We start from the raw sequence: 21,013 nt of genomic DNA on the forward strand, positions 1-21,013 counted from the left end.
GCATCGCTCGGCTATCGGTCGGCGTCGGCATCCGGGCCCGTGCGCACGAGCCGCAGAAGGGGCCCCTCCGCTAGAATCGATCGGCTGGTCGCGCTGCTGCGCCAACGGATGCCCCGCCGGCCGCCGAGGCTCGCCCTCGAGATCGAGTGCACGCCCCACGACTCCGCTCCCACCCGCGAAGGACACGCCATGCCAGCAATCGTCATCACCGGCGCCCAGTGGGGCGACGAGGGCAAGGGACGCGCGACCGACCTGCTCGGCAGCCGCGTCGACTACGTCGTCAAGTTCAACGGCGGCAACAACGCCGGGCACACGGTCGTCGTCGGCGACGAGAAGTATGCGCTGCACCTGCTGCCCTCGGGCATCCTGACGCCGGGCGTCGTCCCCGTCATCGCGAACGGCGTCGTCGTCGACATCGAGGTGCTCTTCCACGAGCTCGAGGCGCTGAGCGCCCGCGGCGTCGACGTGTCGAAGCTGCTCGTCAGCGCCAACGCGCACGTGATCACCAGCTACCACCGCACCCTCGACAAGGTGACGGAGCGCTTCCTCGGCAAGCGCCAGATCGGCACCACCGGCCGCGGCATCGGCCCGGCCTACGCCGACAAGATCAACCGCGTCGGCATCCGGATCCAGGACCTCTTCGACGAGAACATCCTCCGCCAGAAGGTCGAGGGCGCCCTCGACCAGAAGAACCACCTGCTGGTGAAGGTCTACAACCGCCGCGCGATCCTGGTCGAGCAGGTCATGGAGGACCTGCTGCAGTACACGGAGCGCCTGCGCCCGATGGTCGCGGACACCTCGCTGGTGCTCGCCCGGGCCCTCGACGCGGGCAAGACCGTGCTCTTCGAGGCCGGCCAGGCCACGATGCTCGACGTCGACCACGGCACCTACCCGTTCGTCACCTCCTCCAACGCGACCTCGGGCGGCGCGGCCACCGGCTCCGGAGTGGCGCCCAACCGCATCGAGCGCGTCATCGCGGTCATCAAGGCGTACACGACCCGCGTCGGCGCCGGCCCGTTCCCGACCGAGCTGTTCGACGAGTGGGGCGAGTACCTGCGCAAGCAGGGCTTCGAGTTCGGCACCACCACCGGCCGCCCGCGCCGCTGCGGCTGGTACGACGCCCCGATCGCCCGCTACTCCGCGCGGATCAACGGCGTCACCGACTTCGTGCTGACCAAGCTCGACGTGCTCTCGGGCCTGGAGACCATCCCGGTCTGCGTCGCCTACGAGGTCGACGGCGTGCGCCACGACGAGGTCCCCGTCTCGCAGAGCGACTTCCACCACGCGAAGCCGATCTACGAGGAGTTCCCCGGCTGGCAGGAGGACATCACCGGCTGCCGCGAGTTCGCCGACCTGCCGCAGGCCGCGCAGGACTACGTCCGCGCCCTCGAGGCGATGAGCGGCGCCCGCTTCTCCGCGATCGGCGTCGGGCCGGAGCGCGAGCAGGTCGTCGTCCTGCACGACCTCCTCGACTGACGCGCGACGGGACCGACCCGCTTCGAGACCCGTCCGCGTCGGCAGCGACGCGCACGACGGCCGAGGGCGGGGGATGATCGGCTGGTGCAGATCTACGCCGACCTCCCCGCCGTCCGCGCCCGCCAGATCACGGCCGACGCTCTCGCGCTCGCCGTCGCGGTGATCGCGATCGCGGCCGGGATCGCCGTCGGCTCGCTGATCGCGGGCCTCGCCGAGATCGGCCGCCGCCTCGAGAGCGCGGGCAGCGGCTTCGGCTCGACCATGAGCGACGCCGGCTCGGCGCTCGGCGGCATCCCGCTGCTCGGCGACGCCGTGCGCGCGCCGTTCGACGAGGCCAGCGGCGCCGGAGCGGTGCTCGCCGCGGCCGGCCGCGACCAGCAGCAGCTCGCGAGCGCGCTGGCGATCGTGGCCGGCCTCGCGATCGGCGGGCTGCCGCTGCTCCTGCTCGCGGTGGTCTGGCTCCGCCCGCGCCTGCGCTTCGCCCGCCGCACCGCCGAGCTGCGCGCACTCGGCACGACCCCCGGCGGCTCCGAGCTGCTGGCCCTCCGCGCCCTCACCGAGGCGACCCCGCGCGAGATCCTCGCCGCGCACCCGCAGGCCGTCCCCGCCTGGCGCGCCGGCGACCCCGCCGCGACCGCCGCCCTCTCCGCCCTCACCCTCCGCCGGGCGGGCCTCCGCCCCTGACGCCGCCCCCTGACGCGCGTGCTGATCCCCGCCGCGAGATGCCACTTGAGTACGCGACACGCCGCAGAAGCCGTACCCAAGTGGCATCTCGCGGGGGCCGCAGGGACCAGCGCGGGTCCCCCGGGAGGATGACGGCGGCGGCCACCCGGGGCGACGCCCGCGACAGAGGCGGCTCCGTAGCGTCGGAGACATGCAGAACCAGACCTCCTCCGTCGTGGCGCGCGTCGAGGGCGTGCGCAAGCTCTACGGCAGCACGCCGCCCGTCGTCGCCCTCGACGACGTCACCCTCTCGATCGAGCGCGGCGAGTTCACCGCGGTGATGGGCCCCAGCGGCTCCGGCAAGTCGACGCTGATGCACGTGCTCGCCGGCCTCGACACCGCCTCGGCCGGCCGCGTCTTCCTCGGCGACGTCGAGATCACCGCGATGGGCGACGCTGAGCTCACCGTGCTCCGCCGGCGCAGCGTCGGCTTCGTCTTCCAGGCGTTCAACCTCGTCCCGACCCTCGACGTGCGCGGCAACATCCGCCTCCCGTTCGAGCTCGACGGCCGCCGCGTCACGGCCGAGGAGGAGGAGTGGATCGCCCGTCTGATCGAGTCGCTCGGTCTCCGCGAGCGCCTCACCCACCGCCCGCACGAGCTCTCCGGCGGCCAGCAGCAGCGCGTCGCCATCGCCCGCGCCCTGGCCACCCGCCCGCAGCTGATCTTCGCCGACGAGCCGACCGGCAACCTCGACTCGCGCACCGGCCGCGAGGTGCTCAGCCTCCTCCGCGCCTCGACCCGCGAGTACGGCCAGTCGATCGCGATGGTCACCCACGACCCGATCGCCGCGGCCTTCGCCGACCGCATCGTCTTCCTCCGCGACGGGGCCGTCGTCGACGACCGCCGCGGGATGAGCGCCGAGGAGATCTCGCGCGCCATGCTCTCGATGGAGGGAGCGTCGTGAGCGCCCGCACGGGCCTCCGCGCCGCGTCGGGCCAGGGCGGCGGCGCGATCATCACGGTCGCCGCGCTCTCGGCCGCGTTCGGCGGGGTCCTGGTGATGGTCATCGCCGACATGGTGGCGGCGTTCGACGCCGCCGGTCTCGACGGCATCGCGCAGGCCGCGACGACGCTGGGCGTGGTCGGCGGCGTCTTCTTCGGCATCGCCGTCTTCGTCGGCGCGATCGTCACCTCCAACGCGGTGTCGACGGTGATCGCCGGCCGCACCCGCGAGATCGCGCTGCTGCGCCTGCTGGGCGCCTCCGGACGCTCGCTCCGTGCCGAGGTGGTGCGGACCGGCCTCGTGCAGGGGCTGATCGGCGCGGCCCTCGGCCTCGTCGCCGCCGTCGTCCTCGTGGCCGTGGGCGCCGAGATCGCCTTCAGCACCGGCACCTTCACGCGCATCGCCGTACCGCTCGCCTCACCGGGACTGCTGCTGCCGGGCCTCGCCGTCATCGCCTCGACCGTCGTCGCCTCCTGGGCCGGGTCCCGGCGCGTGCTCTCGGTCGCGCCCTCGCAGGCCGCCGGCTCCGCCGCCGAGCCCCGCTACGACGAGCTCCGCGGACGCACGGGCCGGAACGTCCTGGCGCTCGTCCTCCTCGTGGTCGGCGTCCTGCTCCTGCTGATCGGCGTCGTCGTCGGGCTCGCCAGCCCGCTCGGCGTCCTGATCGGCCTCGCCGGCGGCATGCTCTCCTTCACCGGGGTGGTCCTCGGCGCTCCGGTGCTGCTCCCGCCGCTGATCTCGCTGGTCGGCCGGGCCTTCGGCGGCAGCCCCGTCGCGCGCCTCGCCTCGGCGAACGCGACCCGCAACCCCGCCCGGAGCGCGCGCGCCGTCATCGGCCTCGTGATCGGAGTGACGCTCGTCACGATGTTCGCGGTGGCCGCCGCGACCTTCTCGTCGATCATGCGCGCCTCGAGCGAGATGAGCCCGGAGATCTTCGCGGCGCTCGACCAGTTCGTCGCGGTCAGCACGGCGATCATGAGCGTGCTCCTCGGCTTCTCGGTGCTGCTCGCGGCCGTCGGCATGGTCAACACGCTCTCGCTGAGCGTGCTGCAGCGCCGCCGCGAGCTGGGCCTGCTCCGCGCGCTCGGCTTCACGGGCTCGCAGGTGCGCTGGATGGTCGTCGTCGAGGCGGCGCAGATGGTGATCGCCGCCGCGCTGCTGGGTCTCGTCCTCGGCGCCTTCTACGGCTGGGCCGGCGCCGTCGCGATCTTCGGCTCGCTGCCCGGCATCGGGCTGGTGCCGCCGACGATCCCGGTCGGGATCCTGGTCGCCGTCGTCCTGGTCAGCATCGTCCTCACCGCCGTCTCCGCGGTCCTGCCGGCCCGCCGCGCGACCCGGGTGCCGCCGGTGGAGGCGCTCGCCGTCGCCTGAGCGCGCCGGCCGCTCGCCTCGCGAGCGGCTCGAACCACCGGGCCGCTCACACCACCGAGAAGCCGTCCGCGAGCCGCTCCCGCCCGCTCAGCGCGAGCAGGAGCTCCTCGCCCCGTCCCGCCCGAGCGGCGAGCGCCCCCGCCAGGGCGGAGCAGGCCTCGACCGCCTCGGGCGGGATGTCGTGCGCGAGGCCCGTCGCCCGCGACAGGTCGAGGGTGTGCACGACCAGCTCGAGTACGCGGGTCCGCAGGTACTCGTCCAGGGCCAGGGCGTGCTCGCCGATCGCGACGAGGCGCCCGGGCGGCTGCTGCGCGAGCAGCGCGAGGGTCCGCTGCAGCGACGCCGCGATCACCTCGGCCGGGTGCTCGCCGAGCAGCGCCCCGGTCTCGACGCCCCGCCGCGCCACGGCCGCGGGGTCGGCGCGGCCGCCGGCCAGGGCCGCGTAGTAGCCGAGCGCGTCGGGCACGGTCGCGGCGGCCGGCTCCTCCGCGAGCAGGTACGTCTCGACCGTCGTGATAGCCCGCGAGGCGTGCCCGGTCAAACCGCGGACGTCCCAGACGCCCAGCCCCGGCAGCGCCCACTGCTCGTCCCCGATCCGCTCGACGAGGCGGAGCAGGGCGCCGGCCGAGGCGGCGAACATCGCGGTGCTGTCCATGGACCTCATGCTGGCACGCGTCCTGGACTCCTCAGCGGGCCGCAGTGGCCCCAGAATGTCCGGATGAGCAGCCCCGCCTCCGCCGATCGTCCCGGCCGTCCCGTCCGCCCGGCGCCCGCGGTGCTGACCGGCCGCCTCGTCGTCCTCGAGCCGCTCACCGAGGAGCACCTGGAGCCGCTCCGGGCCGCGATCGGCCGCCCCGAGGTGTTCGCCGCGGGCTACGGCGGCGGGCCCTCGGGCCTCCCCGACGGCGCCGAGGCGTTCCGCGCCTTCGCCCGGCGCTACTACCCGTGGGAGACCGGCAATCCCTGCGCCGTGCTCGTCGACGGCCGGGTCGTCGGCACCTCCTCGCTGACCGACTTCGACGAGCGGCGGGAGGCGGCGCACCTCGGCTGGACCGCCTACGCCCCCGAGGTCTGGGGCACGGCCGTGAACCCCGAGACCAAGCTCCTCCTGCTCGGCCTGGCCTTCGACAGCGGCTTCTCGCGGGTGAAGCTGCAGGCGGACGCGGCGAACGCGCGCTCCCGCGCGGCGATCCTCCGCCTCGGCGCGGTCTTCGAGGGCGTGCTGCGGCACGACCAGCGGCGGGCGGACGGCTCCTGGCGCGACACGGCGGTGCACTCGATCCTGATCGAGGAGTGGCCGGCCGTCCGCGAGGGGCTCGAGCGGAGGATCGAGGCGCTATCAAGCCCGGTCCCGCCGCGCAACCCGGATGCTCCGATCGGGCGCTGAGCGGTAGGAAGGACGCATGGAACGCATCCACTACGCCGGCAGCTCGGTGCTCACCGGCAGTCGGATCGCGCACTCGCTCGTCGGCTACGCCGAGGCTCTCGCGCTGCGCAAGGGCGCGATGTCGGTCGACATCCCGATCCGGCGCTCCACCGGTGAGCTCGGCCGGGCGACCCTGCTGATCGGTCCGGCCAGCCAGCTCTTCTCGGAGACCGAGGACGACGGCGGCGAGGAGATCGTGGACGCGGCCCTGGTCGAGAGGCTCGCGAAGGAGACGGCGCGGCTCGGAGTGTCCCAGCCGCTGGCCGAGGAGGGCGACTCGTCCTCGCCGCACCTGTCCGATCTCGAGATCCCGCACTTCGATTCGGACGACGATCGACGCTGAGCGTCGGCCCCGGGGCGGTTAGAATCGCCCCGTACCGTCCGGCCGTGCCCCCGCCGGCTGGACTGCACTGCGAACGGAGACCGCCCTCATGGGCCGATTGATCTACGACTCGACTCTCGAAGCCGACTTCGACGACCGACTGCTCGCCCACCTGCAGATCGTCATCGGCTCGAAGCTGTCGCGCAACGAGTCCTTCTACCTCTCGTGGAAGGACTCGCAGTCCGTCGGCGACGGTCGCACGTCGATCTGGCTCCACCCGGCGATCCCGCTGCGCTTCAAGTACCACGGCGGCCGAGCCCCGGCCATCAACCCCGACTGGATCCGCCAGCTCCTGGCCGATTCGCACAGCGCCCACGGCCTGCGCATCAGCGAGGAGCCGCACGGCGGGGCCCGCCAGAGCGAGGAGGGCCTGCTGTGAAGCGCGTCGAGCTGATCTACGGCGGCACCCCCTACAGCCTGCACGACACCACCGCCGCGGACGTCCGTGCGAGCGTCGAGCAGGCGCTCGACGGCACCGCCTCGCGCTGGCTGACCGTCAACCAGGGCGAGGGCCAGCCCCGCGAGACGTCGATCCTGATCACGCCGGGAGTGGCGTTCTCCGTCGCCGACGTCGCGCAGTGACCGCCGCCGGCTGAGCCGCCGATCCTGAGCCACTGATCCTGAACGGCGCGTCCTGAGCCGCACGTTCCGAGCCGCCGTCCCGGACCGCTCCCGGGTCAGCCTGTGAGCAGCGCCGGGAACTCGCCCGGGATCTCGCGCGCGAGGTAGCCGGCCGGGCCGAGCCTGCGCACCAGGACCGAGTCGGCCTCGGTGTGCAGGAAGGCGCCCCAGGCCGCGGCGCCCTGCGGGTCGAGGCCGCGCGCGCGGAGGCCGGCCGTCGCGCCGGCGAGGACGTCGCCGCTGCCCGCCGTCGCGAGGCCGGGGTGCTCGCCCTCGATGCGCACGGCGTCGCCGTCGGGTGCGGCGATCACGTTGAAGAGGCTTACGACCGCTCCGTAGCGCTGCGCGACGGCGATCGCGGCGGCCTCCACGTCGTCCACCTCCACGCCGAGCAGTCGCGCGGCCTCCTCCGTGTTCGGCGTCAGCAGCAGACGGCCGGCGAGGGCGCGGGCGACGCGCCGCTGGCCCGGCAGCACGCCGAGCGGGAAGGCGTCGAGGTGCACGGCGGGGACGTCGGCGAGCAGCGGAGCGATCGCGCGCAGCGTCGCGGCGGTCGCCTTCGGGTCGTCGAGTCCGGGGCCGATCAGCGCGACGTCGGCGGAGCCCAGCTCGCCCTCCAGAGCGGAGAGCCCACGGCCCGAGATCGAGCCGCCGCGGGTCTCCTCCAGCGGCACGACGCCGCACTCGGGCAGCGCGACGGCGGTGGCGGAGGCGACGGACTCGGCGACGCAGAGGGTGATCCGGCCGGCGCCGACCCGGAGGGCCGCGATCCCGGCGAGGATCGCCGCTCCCGGCGTCTTGCGGGCGCCGCCGACCACGACCACGTCACCGCGGGCGTGCTTCGAGCTCGCGGGGTCGGGCAGCGGCCAGCGCCGCTCGAGCAGGGCGCGGTCGACGACGGCGCTCCTGTGCGCGGGCTCGCTCCTGTGCCGGGTCTCGCTCATGAGTCGGTCCTTCCTCGCGGGTCGTCGACGGCGGTGTCGACGGCGGTGTCCTCGCCGGTGTCGTGGCGGGTGACCGGCGCGCTCGACTCCTCGAGGTGCGCGGTCTCGTTGAAGCGCTCGAGCGTCCAGGCGTCGCCGTCGCGGACGAGCCGGGTGACGGAGGCGTTCGCGACCGGGGTCGCCCGGCCGATGTCGAGCAGCTCGCGCTCGGTGAGGCCCTCGCAGACGGAGCGGATGATCAGGACGACGGCGTCGTGGCAGAACAGTGCCACCGGTCCGGCCGGCGCGACGACGTCGAGGTGGTCCAGGAACGAGCGCACCCGCTGGGCGAGGTCGGTCCAGGACTCGCCGCCCGGCGGGCGGTAGTAGAACTTGCCGAGCCAGTCCCGCCGCGCCGCCTCGTCGGGGAATCGCGCGCGGAAGCCCGCGGTGGTCAGGCGGTCGGCGATGCCGAGATCGCGGTCGCGGAGCCGCTCGTCGAGGCGGGGAACGAGGTCGAGGCCCGCCTCCTCGAAGGCCAGCTGCGCCGTCGAGGACGCGCGCAGGTACGGCGAGGACCAGGCGGCGACCGGGGCGTTGCCGTCGGCGAGCCAGCGGCCGAGCGCGCGGGCCTGCTCGCGGCCGGCCGGGGACAGCTCGACGTCGGGGTCGCGCCGGTCGACGGCGATGTCGTGGGCGCCCTCCGCCTCGGCGGCGCTCGCCGCGATGTTGGCGACGCTCTCGCCGTGGCGCACGAGGAGGAGCTCGGTGGGGCCGGAGGTGCGCGGGCCGGTGCTGGTGGAGGAGCTCATCGCTCCATGCTCCGCTCCGCGGCCCGCCCGGCCGAGGGGGTTCCGCGCGGTGCGGAGCAGTTGCTACGCGGCTAGGGTCGGTCGGGTGAAGCTGCTGCGGACCCGACCGGCCCCGACGACCTCCCCGGCCCGCGCGACCCCGCCGGCCCTGCTGCTCGGCGCGGCGCTGGCGGTGCTCGCGCTCGCCGGCTGCACCGCTCCCGCGCCGGACGTGGTCGTGTCGAACGACGTGGCACCCCGCGAGGAGTCGCGCGACCGCGTGCTCGCGCTCGTCTCCTCCCTCGCCGGGCCGCAGGACGACGCCTTCGGCTACGCCCGGCTCGCGAGCGACCAGGCCGTCGAGGGCGTGGACCTGATCGGGATCGAGTCGTACGACGCGCTCAGCGAGGGCGGCGAGTTCGGTGCGCTGTCGTTCCGCACGCCGGTCGACGCCGCGGCCTTCCCGGACGTGGCCGATCTGCCGGAGGCCTACTGCTTCCGCGCGCCGTTCGCCGCGGCGGGTGCCGTGGTCGACGACGCCGATGGCGGAGGCGTGGCGGTCATCGAGTGCCCGGTCGACGCCGAGACGATCACTCCGCCGGCCGAGTAGGCGCGTCCACCGCGGCGACGACGGCCGCGAGCGTCTCCGGGTCGCTGAGGATGCGGAAGTGCCCGCCGGTCTCGATCCGGACGTTCACCGCGCCCTCGAGCATGCTGCCCTCGGGGATGTGCGGGTCGAAGAGGCCGAAGACCGAGGTGATCCTCGCGTTCGCGCCCGCCCGGCTGGAGAGCAGCAGGGTCGTCGCGTCGCGGGGTGAGAAGGAGCGGAGGCTCTTCAGCAGCAGGTAGGGCGCGTAGCGCGAGCCGCCGAACGGGGTGGCGACGGCGACCATCCGATCGACGCGGCCGTCGGGGTCGAGCTCGGTCATCACGTACTTGCCGATCAGGCCGCCCTTGCTGTGCGCGACGATCACGACGTCGCGGAGGTCGTGCTCGGCGAGGTAGGCGGCCACGTCCTCCGCGGTGCTCGCGACCGGGCGGCCGTTCCAGCCGAGGCTGGTGAGCACGTGCATCGGGTGGCCGCGGCGGTGCAGCGGGTCGATGATCGGGCGGAGGAAGGCCCAGGTCTCCCAGATGCCGGGCAGCACCACGATCGGCCGCTCCGTGCCGTCGAGGTAGTCGTCGGGGGCGCGGCGGGAGACGAAGGCGCGGACCTGCCAGGCGACGGCGTAGGCGTAGTCGCGGATCCACCAGACGGCGTCGCGGACGAGGTGCGTCATGCGGGCACCGGGGACGGGTCGGCGTCGGGCGTCGGGGCGGGGCCGGGCGCGGGGGCGGCGTCGGGCGCGGCATCGGGGGTGGCGTCGGGCGCCGGGGTGGTGTCCGGGGCGATGTCGGCGGCGAAGGACGCCAGGGCGAGCGCGAGCGACTCCGGCTGCGTGCGCGGGACGACGTGGCGGGAGCCGGCGGACTCGAGGAGGCGCCCGTCCGCCGCGTGGGCGAGGAGGCGCTCGCACCAGTCGCGGGTGGCGATCGGGTCGTCCTGTCCGCGCACGATCAGCACGGGCGCGGTGACCGCGGCGAGCCGCCGCTGGATCGGGTAGTGCAGCATCTCGGGCAGCTGGCGCAGGTACCAGCCGAGACCGCCGCGGACGTAGTCGGCGAAGAGCAGCGCGTCGACGCCGAGCGGCTCGCCGAGGCAGTCGCGGGCGAGTGCGAGGCCCTGCCGGACGGCGCCGGGACGCTGCGGATCGACGACCGGGCCGATCAGGACCGCTCCCGCGACGAGGCCGGGCGCGCGGGCGGCGAGCTCGACCGCCACCTGGGCGCCCATCGAGTGGCCGACGACGACCGCCCGGGTGACGCCCTGCTCCGCCAGCGCTCTCTCGACGAGGCGGGCGTGGTCGGCGATGCCGACGCGGCGGCGGGGCGAGCGGTTGGCGCCGAAGCCGGCGAGGTCGACGGCGACGACGCGGCCGTGCGCGCGGAGGGCGACGGCGAGGGTCGAGAAGGTGTGGTGCGACATCCCGATGCCGTGGATCAGGACGAAGGTGCGCTCGGCGTCGGCGCGACCGGTCGCGAGGGTCCGGAGCTCGATCCCGTCGATCCGGTGGCGGACGACGGGCGAGGGGCGGGACATGCCCTCCAGGCTAGGCAGGCGTGCGGTCCGCCGCGCGGGGATGCGCCGCGGTGGTCGGGTGGGCTAGGCGGTCGGCGGGGCGGGGAGTGTCAAGCGGCTGCTGCTGCGGGGGAGCGGTGCCTAGCCTCGGAGCAGGACGGCGGACGCCGCCCGCGGAGGGACATCATGCGGATCGCGATCGTCGGAGCGACGGGCAACCTGGGCACGGCCCTGCTGAGGCGCCTCCAACGGGAGGACGCGGTGACGGAGATCGTCGGGATCGCCCGGCGCGAGCCGCGACCCGGAGCGGACGAGTACCGCGACGTGCGCTGGCACGAGGTCGACGTGGCCTCGAGCGACGCGGAGCGGCAGCTGCGGGAGGCGTTCACCGGCGTGGACGCGGTCGTGCACCTGGCCTGGGCGCTGCAGCCGAGCCACGACGAGCCGTTCCAGCGTCTGGTCGACGTCGGCGGGACCGCGGCAGTGCTGGCGGCCGCGGTGGCGAGCGGAGTCGGCCAGGTCGCGGTGGCGTCGTCCGTCGGCGCCTACAGCGCGGCGCCGAAGAGCCTGCGCGTGGACGAGAGCTGGCCGACCGGCGGGCTGCACACCTCGACCTACAGCCGGCACAAGGCGGCGAACGAGCGCGCGATGGACGCGTTCGAGACGGAGCACCCGGAGGTGGTGCTCACCCGGCTGCGCCCGGGGCTGGTCTTCCAGCGCGGGGCGGCGACCGAGATCGCCGGGCTCTTCGCCGGCCCGCGGTACCCGACGCGCTGGCTGCGGGCGGTCCGGCCGCCGGTCCTGCCGCTGCCGCGGACGCTGATCTTCCAGGGCGTGCACGCCGACGACGTCGCGGACGCGTTCTGGCGCGCGCTCGACCGCCGGGCCGGCGGGGCCTTCAACATCGCCGCGGAGCCGGTGCTCACGCCGCAGCGGATCGCGGACGTCGTCGGCGCGCGGCTCGTCACGGTGCCCGCGGGGCTGCTCCGCTCGATCGTCACCGCGACCTGGCGGCTGCGGCTGCAGCGCACCGACGCGGGCTGGCTCGACATCGCGACGAACACGCCGGTCATGTCGACGGAGAAGGCGCGCACCGTCCTCGGCTGGCAGCCGACGACCACCGCCGAGGAGGCGCTGCGCGAGCTGCTCGACGGCCTCGCCGACCGCGCGACGGTCGCGGGCTCCCCGCCGCTGCGCGGCTGACCGCGGATCTCGCTACGCCCTCTGCGAGGGCTGCTCGATCAGCATGCCTACTCCGCGGCGACGCGGATGAGCACCTTGCCCGTCACGCCGCTCTCGACGGCGTCGTGGGCGGCGGCGGTCTCCTCGAGCGGGAACCAGGTCAGCGGCAGGCCGGCCTCCTCGCCGACGGGCAGGGCGCCGTCGCGCAGGGCCGCGGTGATGTCCTCGGCCGCGGCCTGGAGCGGCGCCTCGCCGACCGTGTAGAGCAGCAGGCCCTGCCAGCGGGCGTTCTTGGCGAAGCTGGGCACGATCGGGATCGTGAACTCGTCGCCGTTGTTGTTCGCGTAGTAGCCGATGCTGCCGTGGTTCGCGAGCACCTCGACGTCGAGCGCGGCGTTCTGCGTCGGCGCCACCTCGACGATCTGCTGGACGCCGTCGGGCGCGAGCTCCAGGATCTTCGCTGCGAGCTCCTCGTCGGGGTACTGCAGGACGTGCTGAGCGCCGGCGGCCGTCGCGAGCCGCGCCTTCGCGTCGCTGCTCACCGTGGCGATCACGGTCGCCCCGGCCCACACCGCGAGCTGGATGGCGGCGTGGCCGACCGCTCCCGCGCCGCCCTGCACCAGGACGGTGCGGCCGGCGAGCGCGCCGGGGGAGAGGCGGGCGGGCCCCTCCTCGTGCACGGTCAGGGCGCGGTGCGCGGTCATCGCGGGGACGCCGAGGCTCGCTCCGAGCTCGGCACCGATGCCCTCGGGCAGGCGCACGACGTGCTCGGCGGCGAGGACGGTCGACTCCTGCGCGGAGCCGGTCGGCCGCTGGTGGGCAGCGAGGTAGAACCAGACGCGGTCGCCGACCGCGAATCCCTCGACGCCCTCGCCGACGGCGTCGATCACGCCGGCGCCGTCCTGGTTGGGAACGACCTCGTCGAAGGGCGGCTCGCCACCGGCGCGCGCCTTCCAGTCGGTCGGATTGACGCCGGAGACGAGCACGCGCACGCGCACCTCGCCGGCGCCCGGCGTGCCGGCCTCCCGATCGACGAGCGAGAGGACGGAGGAGGAACCGGAGCGGGAGTAGACGATGGATCGCATACGACCCAGAAGCTCCGCGAGCCGCCCCCTATTCCCACGCACCCCGTCCCGGACAGCGAGATGCCACTTGTGTACGCGACACGCCGTGAAAGGCGTACACAAGTGGCATCTCGCGGGGACGGGGAGTTACGAGCGGTCGCTGTCCTGCGTCACGTTCTCCTGCACCGCGTGCTTGGCCTCGCGGGCGGAGTCCTTGACGTCCTCGGCGGCGGAGCCACCCGCCTCCTTGACGTTCTGCGCGGCGTCGGTCGCGGTGTCCTTCACCGAGGCGAAGGCCTGCTGCGCCGGCTCGCGCAGCTCGTTCGCGACGTCCTTCGCGGCACCGGTCACGGAGTCGACGACGGGCTGCGCCTGCTCCTTGACCTTGCCGGCCGCGTCCTTCTCGGCGTCCGAGGCGGGGATGAGCGAGGCGATCAGCAGCCCGGCGCCGAAGGCCATCAGGCCCACCGCGAAGGGGTTGCCGTTCGCCTTGCTCTTCACCGATCCGGCCGTGCCGGAGAGCGAGTCGCCGGCGTCGTGCGCCGAGCCCATCACCCGGTCGCGCACGGAGCCCACGGCCGCCTTGACCTTGTCGGTCTGCCGGTCGACGATCGCGCTCGGGCTGACCTTCTCGGCCAGCGCGTCCACGTCTCCGCCGAGCTCGAGCCGCGTGCGCTCGATGTCGGCCCGGATCTCCTCGGCGCTCTTCTGAGATTCGGGAGTCCTGCTCTGTCCTGCGTCGTACGTCATCGTCCTGCCCCGTTCGGCTTGAGGGTTTCGGGAATCTGCTTGAGGGTGTCGACCGTCTCGGGGACTCCGTCGACCTGCTTGAGACTCTTGCGGCCGACCGCGAACAGGATCGCGGCGATGATGCCCCAGATCACGGCGACGATCACGCCCGACCAGCCGTTGCCGACCAGCGTCCCGAGCGCCCACCAGAGGGCGATCGAGAGGAAGAGCACGGCCATCAGCGCCGCGTAGCCCGCGCCGCCGAGGAGTCCGGCGCCCTTCCCGGCCTTGCCGGCCGACTCCTTGATCTCGGCCTTGGCCAGCGCCATCTCCTGGCGGATCAGCGTCGAGAGGTCGCGGGAGACCTCGCCGAGCAGATCGCCCAGGGAGGTCGAGCCCGCGCGCTCCCCGGGCGTCGGCTCGGCGGAGGCGCGATGCGCGCCCAGCGGATCGCTCACGGCCGGGTTCCGTTCGGGAAGGCGTCGTAGCCGGGCGTGATCGGCGTGCTCAGCGGGTCGGCGACGGGCTCGGTCGGCGCGAAATCGCCGCGCTCGTCGAACGAGGTCGTCGTGGTCGCGCCACCGGAGTAGTCCGCGGCGGCGGGAGCGGCGAACTCGGGTCCGGAGGTGTCCGCGGTCGCGGCCTTCTCGTCCTTCGCCTCGGCGGTCAGCGCGCGGACGAGGCGTCCGGCGACCAGGCCGGTCGCGGCGGCGATCAGGATGAACGCCCCCGGACGGCGGCGCGCGAACGAGCGGATGTCGTCCAGCAGCTCGGACGGGTCGCGGTTCTCGAGCCACGAGGCGACGCCCTGGACGCGCTCGGCGGCCTGCGAGACGAGCTTCGACGCCGCGTTGTCGTCGCCGCCCTCGCCGTTCGCGAGCGCGGTGAGGTCGTCGCTGAAGGCGCGGGCGCCCTTGGCGGCGTTCTCCTTCTGGGCGTGCGCCTGCTCCGTGAGCTGGGTGCGGCTCTGGTCGAGGAGGTCCTTGACCTGCACCTTCGCCTCCTGGGCGACGTTGGCGGCCTCCTCCTTGCCGGTGGCGAGCACGTCGCCCGCGGCCTGCTTGGCGTCGCCGGCGACGGCGCCGGCCTGCTCCTTCGCAGCGCCCGCGGTCTCGGCGGCCTTCTCCTTGGCGGAGCCGGCGGCGTCCGAGACGCTGCCCGAGGTGCCCCCGCCGACGCTGTGCGCGCCGGAGGTCGTGTCCGTGGTCGTGTCCGACGAGTACGGCTCGGAGGTGAGCGGTGCGTCGTAGGTGCTGTCGGTGCTGTCGTACGAGGGGTCGGCGGCGCGGGCGTTCGCCGCGCCGTCTCCGAACGGAGGTGAAGCGGGATCGATGTTCGACATCGTCTGTCCCTTCCAGGATCGAGAAATGGTGGTCTGCGTGCCGGCGTCGCCAGTCTGGACAGTGCGCCGCGCACCGAGATAGGGCGTAGCGGACAGAAGGCGCGAGGGCGTACCATCCCGCGCATCCGTGCCCAGACGCCCGTGCGGCGCTTCCTGGACGTCGGCTCCGGATCCGGTGGACCGCGGCGTCAAGCCCTTCTCGCCGGCGAGGAGCGCTGCCTAACGTCGACGGGACGGGGGCACGACCGCCCCGTCTCCGCTTCCGGAAAGGCACCCATGCTCAGCACTCGACCGTCCCGCACCGTGCGCGTCCTCGGCGCGCTCGGCGCCTCCGCCCTGACCATCGGCCTGCTCGCGGGCTGCACCGGCGACGCGCAGACCCCGAACCAGTCCGGGAGCGCCGTGCCGACCAGCGCCGACGACGGCTCGACCCGCACGCCCACGATGGAGCCGACGCAGACCGCGCCGTCGGACACCGCGACGCCCGTCATGTGACCCGGCCGGGAGCGGGCAACCGACGATCGTGGCACCTCGGCGATCGTCCGGGCAAGCCCCTTCCGGCTCCCAGCCGACGGGCAGAAACGGCTCCTACCTTCGGGTGACAGTTCAGCGCACGACGATCACGAAGGAGGCACCACTATGGGGCTCGATGACAAGATCAAGAACGCCGCTCAGGACATCGCCGGCAAGGCGAAGGAAGCCCTGGGCGACCACAAGAACGACGACAGCCTGAAGGCCGAGGGCCAGAAGGACCAGGCCTCGGCCTCCGCGAAGCAGACCGGCGAGGACATCAAGGACGTCTTCAAGTAGGTCTTCCCCGCACCACGACTCAGGCGGCGCCCCCTCGGGGACGCCGCCTTCGTCGTGTCCGGGCGGATGGATCTCGATACGCCGCGTGCCGCGGCTACTCGATCAGCATGAGCGGCCCATGCTGGTCGAGTAGCGCCGGAGGCGCGTATCGAGACCCGGCGCCGCCGCTACGGCTGCAGGACGACCTTGATGCAGCCGTCCTCCTTCTTCTGGAACGTCTCGTAGAGGCCGGGGGCGTCCTCGAGGGGGGCGCGGTGGGTGACGAGGTCGTTGACGCCGAGCGGGTCGCTCGAGTCCTCGACCAGCGGCAGCAGCTCGTCGATCCAGCGCTTGACGTTGCACTGGCCCATCGTCAGGGTGATCTGCTTGTCGAACATCGACTTCAGCGGCAGCGGGTCCGCCTCGCCGCCGTAGACGCCGCTCAGCGAGACGGTGCCGCCGCGGCGCACCAGGTCGAGCGAGGAGACGACCGCGGCGAGCCGGTCGACGCCGACCGTGTCCATCGCCTTCCGCGCGATCGGGTCGGGCAGCAACCCGGCGACGGTCTGGGCGAACGAGCCCATCGGCGAGCCGTGCGCCTCCATGCCGACCGCGTCGACGACGGAGTCGGGGCCGCGGCCCTCGGTGAGGTCGCGCAGCTGGTCGTTGATGTCGTCGGTGAAGTCGAAGACCTCGATGCCGTGCCGGGCGGCCATCGCGCGGCGCTCGGCGACCGGGTCGACGGCGAGCACGCGGTAGCCCTTGTGCGCGCCGATGCGGGCGGCGAACTGGCCGACCGGGCCGAGGCCGAAGACGACGAGCGAGCCGCCGTCGGGGACGTTCGCGTACTCGACGCCCTGCCAGGCCGTCGGCACGATGTCGCTGAGGAAGAGGTAGTTCTCGTCCGGCAGGACGGTGTCGACGACGACGGTGTTGTAGTCGGCGAGCGGCACGCGGAGGAACTCCGCCTGGCCGCCGGGGACCTGGCCGTACATCTTCGTGTAGCCGAAGAGCGAGGCTCCGGAGCCGTACTCCGTCACCTGGGTGGTCTCGCACTGAGACTGCAGGCCGCGGCGGCACATGAAGCACTCGCCGCAGGAGATGTTGAACGGGACGACGACGCGGTCGCCGACCTTCAGCTTCGTGATGCCGGCGCCGACCTCCTCGACGATGCCCATCGGCTCGTGGCCGAGGATGTCGCCCTTGTCGAGGTACGGGCCGAGCAGGCGGTACAGGTGCAGGTCGGAGCCGCAGATGGCCGTCGAGGTGATCCGGACGATGGCGTCCGTCGGCTGCTGGATACGGGGATCGGGAACCGTCTCGACCGAGACCTTCTCGACGCCCTGCCACGTGAGTGCGCGCATGCTTCCTCCTTCTCCCGGCGCGGACGCCGGTGGTTCTCCGGCGCTCGCCGGGTACCTCTCAAGGCCACACCCGGCGGCGCGGAGTCGCGAGGGGGTTGACGGCCGGACGGCGCGGTTCGGAGGCTCCTCCCGGGTGACGGCCGTGCCGAGCAGCGGCGATGTCGAGAGGACGTGCACCCGACGCTCACCCCGCTCCCGGCCGCGCAGTGGTGTGATGGAGGGATGGATGCTCTCTACACCGCCATCGCCCACGCCTCCGGTGGAGGACGCGACGGCCACGTCCGCACCGAGGACGACCGGCTCGACCTCGACACCCGCCCGCCCCAGGAGCTCGGCGGCTCCGGCGAGGGCACGAACCCCGAGCAGCTCTTCGCCGCCGGCTTCGCCGCCTGCTTCCTGAGCGCGCTGCACGGCTCCGGCAAGGCGCTCTCGATCGACACCACCGACGCGCAGGTGTCGGCGAGCGTCTCGATCGGCAAGAACGACGACGGCGGCTTCGGCCTCGCGGTCGAGCTCGACATCCACGTCCCCCAGGCGAGCTCGGAGGACGCGCACGCCGTCGCCGAGAAGGCGCACACCATGTGCCCGTACTCGAACGCGACCCGCGGCAACGTGGACGTCGTCCTCAACATCGTCGACTGACGCCGCCTCTCCTCGAAGGCCCCTGCCCGGTGACGGGCGGGGGCCTTCGTCGTGCCGTCGCCTTCGGCTCGTGATTCCGGCTCGGGCTCGCGGGAATCGCGAGATTCGGCGTGCCGGGAGCGTTTCTGCGTGCCGGGGGTCGGTGGGGTCGAGCTTCGGCTCGTGATTCCGGCTCGGGCTCGCGGGAATCGCGAGATTCGGCGTGCCGGGGGCGTTTCTGCGTGCCGGGGGTGGGTGGGGTCGAGCTTCGGCTCGTGATTCCGGCTCGGGCTCGCGGGACCTGCGGGATTCGGCGTGCCGAAGGCGCCTTCGCGAGCCGGAGGTCTGCGGCAGCGGGAGCGCGTCGCGCCGGTCCGTTAGGGTCGAGAACATGATCGAGGAACCGTCGCGCGAGGGGTCGGACGCCGAGGCGCTGGCCGAGCTCGAGCAGATCCGTCAGAGCATCGACAACATCGACGCGGCGCTGATCCACCTGCTCGCCGAGCGCTTCAAGTTCACCCAGAAGGTCGGGCGGCTGAAGGCGGCGCACGGCCTGCCGCCCGCCGACCTCGAGCGCGAGTCGCGCCAGATCGCGCGGCTGCGTGCCCTGGCGGAGGACGCACACCTCGACCCGGCCTTCGCGGAGAAGTTCCTCGGCTTCATCGTCGCCGAGGTCATCCACCACCACGAGCAGATCGCGAGCGGCGCGGCCGACTGAGGCTCGCGGCGGGTGGGTCTCGATACGCCGCCTTCGGCGGCTGCTCGACCAGCAGGTGGCGCCTGCGGCGGCCGCTCCCTGATGCTGGCCGCCTGACCCCTCCCGCGAGATGCCACTTGTGCACGCTCGACACGGCGTGTCGCGTGCACAAGTGGCATCTCGCGGAGGGGAGGGGTTAGGCCTCGACCGGGCGGGTCAGGGCTCGGACCGAGGTGACTCGGCGGCGGGCGATGGCGGCGACCGTCAGCAGGAGGCCGAAGAGCAGCCAGATCAGCAGGCCGACGACCGCGGCGCCGACGCCGCCGGTGCCCTCGACCACGCCGGCCAGCGCGTTCTGCGCGGCCGAGAGCGGCAGGAAGGCGAGGGCGTCGTCGAAGACGCCCGGGACGGTCGAGATGATGCCGGCGCCGAGGCCGATCACCGCGGCGACCATCGAGACGAAGCGGCCGAGCCCGCCGAGCAGCGCGACCAGGCCCTGGTTCACGGCGGCGAAGGACGCCCCCGCGAGCATCGCCAGCGCGGCGAAGCCGAACCAGGTCACGAGATCCAGGCTCGCGACCGCGCTCATCACGATCGCGACCGCGAGGCCCTGCACGAGTCCGATCACGAGGGCTGGCACGTACGAGGACAGCGCCAGGGCCGCGGAGGAGCGGGTCGAGGAGAGCGCGCGGTGCGAGAACGCGGCGAGCACGAGGAAGGTCGCCAGGGCGCCGAGCCAGAGGGCGATCGTCGCGAAGAACGGCACGCTCGACGCTCCGAAGAGGTCCGTGCTGCTGCTCGAGTTCTCGACCGGGTCGGAGACGACGTCGGCGAGGTTCTGCGACTCCGACTCCGTGTAGGTCGGCAGCTGGGCTACCGCGGCGTCGAGGCCGGTGGCGAGCGAGCGGGTGCCGTCGGCGAGCTGGAGCGCGCCGTCCGAGACGCCGCCCGCTCCGTCGGCGAGCTGCCGGGCGCCGTCGGCCGCCGAGGAGGCGCCGGTCGAGAGCTGCGCGGCGCCGTCGGCGGCCGTGGTCGCGCCGCTGGCCAGCTGGCGGGCTCCGTCCGCAGCGGAGGAGGCGCCGGTGGCGAGCTGGGACGCTCCGCCGGCCGCCGTCGCGGCGCCGGTCGAGAGCTGGGTAAGTCCGCCCGCGAGGGTGCCGGCGCCGTCGGCGACGCCGCGCGCGCCGGCCGCCGCGGACGCGACTCCGGAGACGAGCGAGGGCTGCCCGTCCGCACCGACGCGGATCCCGGCGTCGAGCTGCGCGGTGGCACCCGCGGCGGTCGTCGTCAGGGTCACCGGTCCGGTGGCGGAGGTCTGCGCATCGGCGATGACGCCCAGCGCGGTGAGGCACTCGGCGGTCCGGCAGGTGGCGAGGACCTGCTGGAGGCCCTGCAGAGTGCCCGCCGTCGACGCCGCGGCGCCCGCGCTGAGGGTCGCGATCTGCTGCGTGCTCGCGCCGAGCTCGGTCGTGCTGGCGCTGAGCGCGTCGAGCCCGTCGGCGAGCGAGCCCGCCCCCGTCGCGAGCTGCGTCGCGCCGTCGGCCGACTGCTGCGCGCCGGTCGCGAGCTGCGAGACGCCGCCCGAGAGGTCGGAGGCACCGGTGCCCACCTGCGCGACGCCGTCCGCCAGGGACGACGCGCCGGTGCCGAGCTGTGCGACGCCGTCGGAGAGCCCGGACGCGCCGGTCGCGAGGTCGTCGATGCCGTCCGCGAGCGTGCTGGTGCCGTCGGCGAGCGTGGAGGCGCCGGTGCCGAGCTGGTCGGCGCCGTCCGCGAGCGTGCCCGCGCCGTCGGCGGCCTGGCCGATCTGCTGGTTCAGGGTGTTGAAGCCGACGTAGATGTTCTCGAGGTACGCGGTGGTCAGCTGCGTGTTCAGCAGCGCCGTCGCCGTGCTGGTGACCGTCGCCGAGATGGCGTCGTCGACGAGCTTCGCCTTCTCGCTGGTGGCGATGTCGATCGTGGCCTTGGTCGCGGCGGCGGCGTCTCCGGCGTAGGAGGTCGCGGCGGCCGAGAACGAGGACGGGATCGTGACGACGGTCGCGTAGCTGCCGTCGGCGAGGCCCTTCGCCGCGTCGTCCTTGTCGGTGAGGACCCAGGTGAAGTTGCCGGTGGAGTCGGAGCCCGAGACGTTCGCCGCGGGGCTCGCGGAGCTCGCGGAGGGGGAGGGAGTGCCGGACGCGGAGGGCGCGGGCGTCGCCGCGTCCGTCTCCCCGCCGGTGACGAGCCCGGCCGCGAGCTGGCGCCCGAGCGGCACGGTCTGCCCGTTGAGCTCGACGGGGGTGTCCTCGTTCACGACCGCGGCCGTGATGGTGTCGAGGCGCTCGGTCGGGTTCCACAGCGCCCAGACGAGCAGGCCGCCGATGACCAGCGGGACGAGGACGATGCCGAGAAGGGTCACCCAAGACACCTTCTTGACGCCGCGGGGGCGTTCGAGGGAGAAGAGAGCCATCT

General features: G+C 73.8%; 25 protein-coding genes. 14 read left to right on the plus strand and 11 right to left on the minus strand.

Translation table 11 applies throughout. The annotated features are described in order from the left end of the window. Window positions 1-189 precede the first annotated feature (189 nt). The 4 genes from EDF36_RS19360 to EDF36_RS19375 all read left to right on the plus strand — a co-directional run bounded on the left by EDF36_RS19360 (window position 190) and on the right by EDF36_RS19375 (window position 4,512). Window positions 190-1,476 carry an adenylosuccinate synthase gene (locus tag EDF36_RS19360; RefSeq protein ID WP_123447124.1) on the plus strand — a complete coding sequence of 429 codons (1,287 nt, stop codon included), beginning with the start codon at window positions 190-192 and terminating at the stop codon, window positions 1,474-1,476. Between the two features lie 84 nt (window positions 1,477-1,560). Further along, window positions 1,561-2,160 (plus strand): hypothetical protein, encoded by a 600-nt coding sequence (locus EDF36_RS19365; RefSeq protein ID WP_123734267.1) that lies wholly within the window; start codon window positions 1,561-1,563, stop codon window positions 2,158-2,160. Window positions 2,161-2,350: 190 nt separating this feature from the next. After that, entirely contained in the window at window positions 2,351-3,103 is a 753-nt protein-coding gene (locus EDF36_RS19370) for an ABC transporter ATP-binding protein (protein ID WP_123447122.1), read from the plus strand. Then, window positions 3,100-4,512, plus strand: a complete 1,413-nt coding sequence (locus tag EDF36_RS19375) for an FtsX-like permease family protein (protein WP_243840074.1) — start codon at window positions 3,100-3,102, stop codon at window positions 4,510-4,512. The genes EDF36_RS19370 and EDF36_RS19375 overlap by 4 nt, the downstream gene beginning before the upstream one ends. Window positions 4,513-4,558: 46 nt before the next feature. Here EDF36_RS19375 and EDF36_RS19380 read toward each other — a convergent pair whose 3' ends face one another. After that, on the minus strand, window positions 4,559-5,167 hold the full coding sequence (locus EDF36_RS19380; RefSeq protein WP_221181699.1) for a maleylpyruvate isomerase N-terminal domain-containing protein: 609 nt from the start codon (window positions 5,165-5,167) through the stop codon (window positions 4,559-4,561). Window positions 5,168-5,230: 63 nt separating this feature from the next. Between EDF36_RS19380 and EDF36_RS19385 the strand changes: the two genes are divergently transcribed. The 4 genes from EDF36_RS19385 to EDF36_RS19400 all read left to right on the plus strand — a co-directional run bounded on the left by EDF36_RS19385 (window position 5,231) and on the right by EDF36_RS19400 (window position 6,902). Then, window positions 5,231-5,899, plus strand: coding sequence for a GNAT family N-acetyltransferase (locus tag EDF36_RS19385; protein WP_123734269.1), 669 nt, complete (start codon window positions 5,231-5,233; stop codon window positions 5,897-5,899). 16 nt (window positions 5,900-5,915) lie between these two features. After that, on the plus strand, window positions 5,916-6,281 hold the full coding sequence (locus EDF36_RS19390) for a hypothetical protein (RefSeq protein WP_123706004.1): 366 nt from the start codon (window positions 5,916-5,918) through the stop codon (window positions 6,279-6,281). An 88-nt stretch (window positions 6,282-6,369) separates the two neighbouring features. Continuing rightward, window positions 6,370-6,699: an ATP-dependent DNA ligase gene (locus tag EDF36_RS19395; RefSeq protein ID WP_123447118.1), complete on the plus strand. Its 330-nt coding sequence runs from the start codon at window positions 6,370-6,372 to the stop codon at window positions 6,697-6,699. After that, complete coding sequence (locus tag EDF36_RS19400; protein ID WP_123447117.1) at window positions 6,696-6,902, plus strand: hypothetical protein; 207 nt, start codon at window positions 6,696-6,698, stop codon at window positions 6,900-6,902. The genes EDF36_RS19395 and EDF36_RS19400 overlap by 4 nt, the downstream gene beginning before the upstream one ends. A 95-nt stretch (window positions 6,903-6,997) precedes the next feature. On the opposite strand, the gene EDF36_RS19405 is transcribed toward EDF36_RS19400, so the two are convergent. Next, on the minus strand, window positions 6,998-7,885 hold the full coding sequence (locus tag EDF36_RS19405) for an ADP/ATP-dependent (S)-NAD(P)H-hydrate dehydratase (RefSeq protein WP_123734270.1): 888 nt from the start codon (window positions 7,883-7,885) through the stop codon (window positions 6,998-7,000). Then, the gene (locus EDF36_RS19410) at window positions 7,882-8,676 is read right to left on the minus strand and encodes a histidine phosphatase family protein (protein ID WP_123734271.1); all 795 of its coding nucleotides are present in this window, start codon (window positions 8,674-8,676) and stop codon (window positions 7,882-7,884) included. Before EDF36_RS19410 ends, EDF36_RS19405 begins: the two co-directional genes overlap by 4 nt. 85 nt (window positions 8,677-8,761) lie before the next feature. Between EDF36_RS19410 and EDF36_RS19415 the strand changes: the two genes are divergently transcribed. Further along, entirely contained in the window at window positions 8,762-9,265 is a 504-nt protein-coding gene (locus tag EDF36_RS19415; RefSeq protein ID WP_123734272.1) for a hypothetical protein, read from the plus strand. Here EDF36_RS19415 and EDF36_RS19420 read toward each other — a convergent pair. Continuing rightward, window positions 9,246-9,935 (minus strand): triacylglycerol lipase, encoded by a 690-nt coding sequence (locus EDF36_RS19420; protein ID WP_123734273.1) that lies wholly within the window; start codon window positions 9,933-9,935, stop codon window positions 9,246-9,248. The genes EDF36_RS19415 and EDF36_RS19420 overlap by 20 nt on opposite strands. Further along, window positions 9,932-10,795 carry an alpha/beta fold hydrolase gene (locus EDF36_RS19425; RefSeq protein WP_123734274.1) on the minus strand — a complete coding sequence of 288 codons (864 nt, stop codon included), beginning with the start codon at window positions 10,793-10,795 and terminating at the stop codon, window positions 9,932-9,934. Before EDF36_RS19425 ends, EDF36_RS19420 begins: the two co-directional genes overlap by 4 nt. 165 nt (window positions 10,796-10,960) lie before the next feature. Here EDF36_RS19425 and EDF36_RS19430 point away from each other — a divergent pair, with 165 nt between their 5' ends. After that, complete coding sequence (locus EDF36_RS19430; protein ID WP_123734275.1) at window positions 10,961-11,977, plus strand: NAD-dependent epimerase/dehydratase family protein; 1,017 nt, start codon at window positions 10,961-10,963, stop codon at window positions 11,975-11,977. Between the two features lie 47 nt (window positions 11,978-12,024). On the opposite strand, the gene EDF36_RS19435 is transcribed toward EDF36_RS19430, so the two are convergent. From EDF36_RS19435 to EDF36_RS19450, 4 genes are all read right to left on the minus strand, one after another. Then, entirely contained in the window at window positions 12,025-13,041 is a 1,017-nt protein-coding gene (locus EDF36_RS19435) for an NADPH:quinone reductase (protein WP_123734276.1), read from the minus strand. 126 nt (window positions 13,042-13,167) lie between these two features. Next, window positions 13,168-13,770, minus strand: a complete 603-nt coding sequence (locus tag EDF36_RS19440) for a DUF3618 domain-containing protein (RefSeq protein ID WP_123734277.1) — start codon at window positions 13,768-13,770, stop codon at window positions 13,168-13,170. Then, window positions 13,767-14,207, minus strand: a complete 441-nt coding sequence (locus tag EDF36_RS19445) for a phage holin family protein (protein ID WP_397459920.1) — start codon at window positions 14,205-14,207, stop codon at window positions 13,767-13,769. Before EDF36_RS19445 ends, EDF36_RS19440 begins: the two co-directional genes overlap by 4 nt. Beyond that, window positions 14,204-15,091, minus strand: a complete 888-nt coding sequence (locus EDF36_RS19450; protein WP_123734278.1) for a hypothetical protein — start codon at window positions 15,089-15,091, stop codon at window positions 14,204-14,206. Before EDF36_RS19450 ends, EDF36_RS19445 begins: the two co-directional genes overlap by 4 nt. A gap of 276 nt (window positions 15,092-15,367) precedes the next feature. On the opposite strand from EDF36_RS19450, the gene EDF36_RS19455 reads away from it, so the two are divergent. Then, the gene (locus tag EDF36_RS19455; protein WP_123447108.1) at window positions 15,368-15,586 is read left to right on the plus strand and encodes a hypothetical protein; all 219 of its coding nucleotides are present in this window, start codon (window positions 15,368-15,370) and stop codon (window positions 15,584-15,586) included. Window positions 15,587-15,730: 144 nt separating this feature from the next. After that, on the plus strand, window positions 15,731-15,901 hold the full coding sequence (locus EDF36_RS19460; protein ID WP_123447107.1) for a CsbD family protein: 171 nt from the start codon (window positions 15,731-15,733) through the stop codon (window positions 15,899-15,901). 167 nt (window positions 15,902-16,068) lie between these two features. On the opposite strand, the gene EDF36_RS19465 is transcribed toward EDF36_RS19460, so the two are convergent. Continuing rightward, window positions 16,069-17,244, minus strand: coding sequence for a zinc-dependent alcohol dehydrogenase (locus tag EDF36_RS19465; protein ID WP_123734279.1), 1,176 nt, complete (start codon window positions 17,242-17,244; stop codon window positions 16,069-16,071). A gap of 222 nt (window positions 17,245-17,466) precedes the next feature. Between EDF36_RS19465 and EDF36_RS19470 the strand changes: the two genes are divergently transcribed. After that, window positions 17,467-17,886 (plus strand): organic hydroperoxide resistance protein, encoded by a 420-nt coding sequence (locus tag EDF36_RS19470; protein WP_123734280.1) that lies wholly within the window; start codon window positions 17,467-17,469, stop codon window positions 17,884-17,886. Window positions 17,887-18,256: 370 nt separating this feature from the next. Then, window positions 18,257-18,583, plus strand: a complete 327-nt coding sequence (locus EDF36_RS19475; RefSeq protein ID WP_123447104.1) for a chorismate mutase — start codon at window positions 18,257-18,259, stop codon at window positions 18,581-18,583. A 175-nt stretch (window positions 18,584-18,758) separates the two neighbouring features. Here the strand turns inward: EDF36_RS19475 and EDF36_RS19480 are convergent, their stop codons facing one another. After that, complete coding sequence (locus EDF36_RS19480; RefSeq protein ID WP_185020572.1) at window positions 18,759-20,960, minus strand: ABC transporter permease; 2,202 nt, start codon at window positions 20,958-20,960, stop codon at window positions 18,759-18,761. Window positions 20,961-21,013: the final 53 nt, after the last annotated feature.

Origin of the sequence: Rathayibacter sp. PhB152 (genome assembly GCF_003751395.1) — a bacterium.
Taxonomy (GTDB): domain Bacteria; phylum Actinomycetota; class Actinomycetes; order Actinomycetales; family Microbacteriaceae; genus Rathayibacter; species Rathayibacter festucae.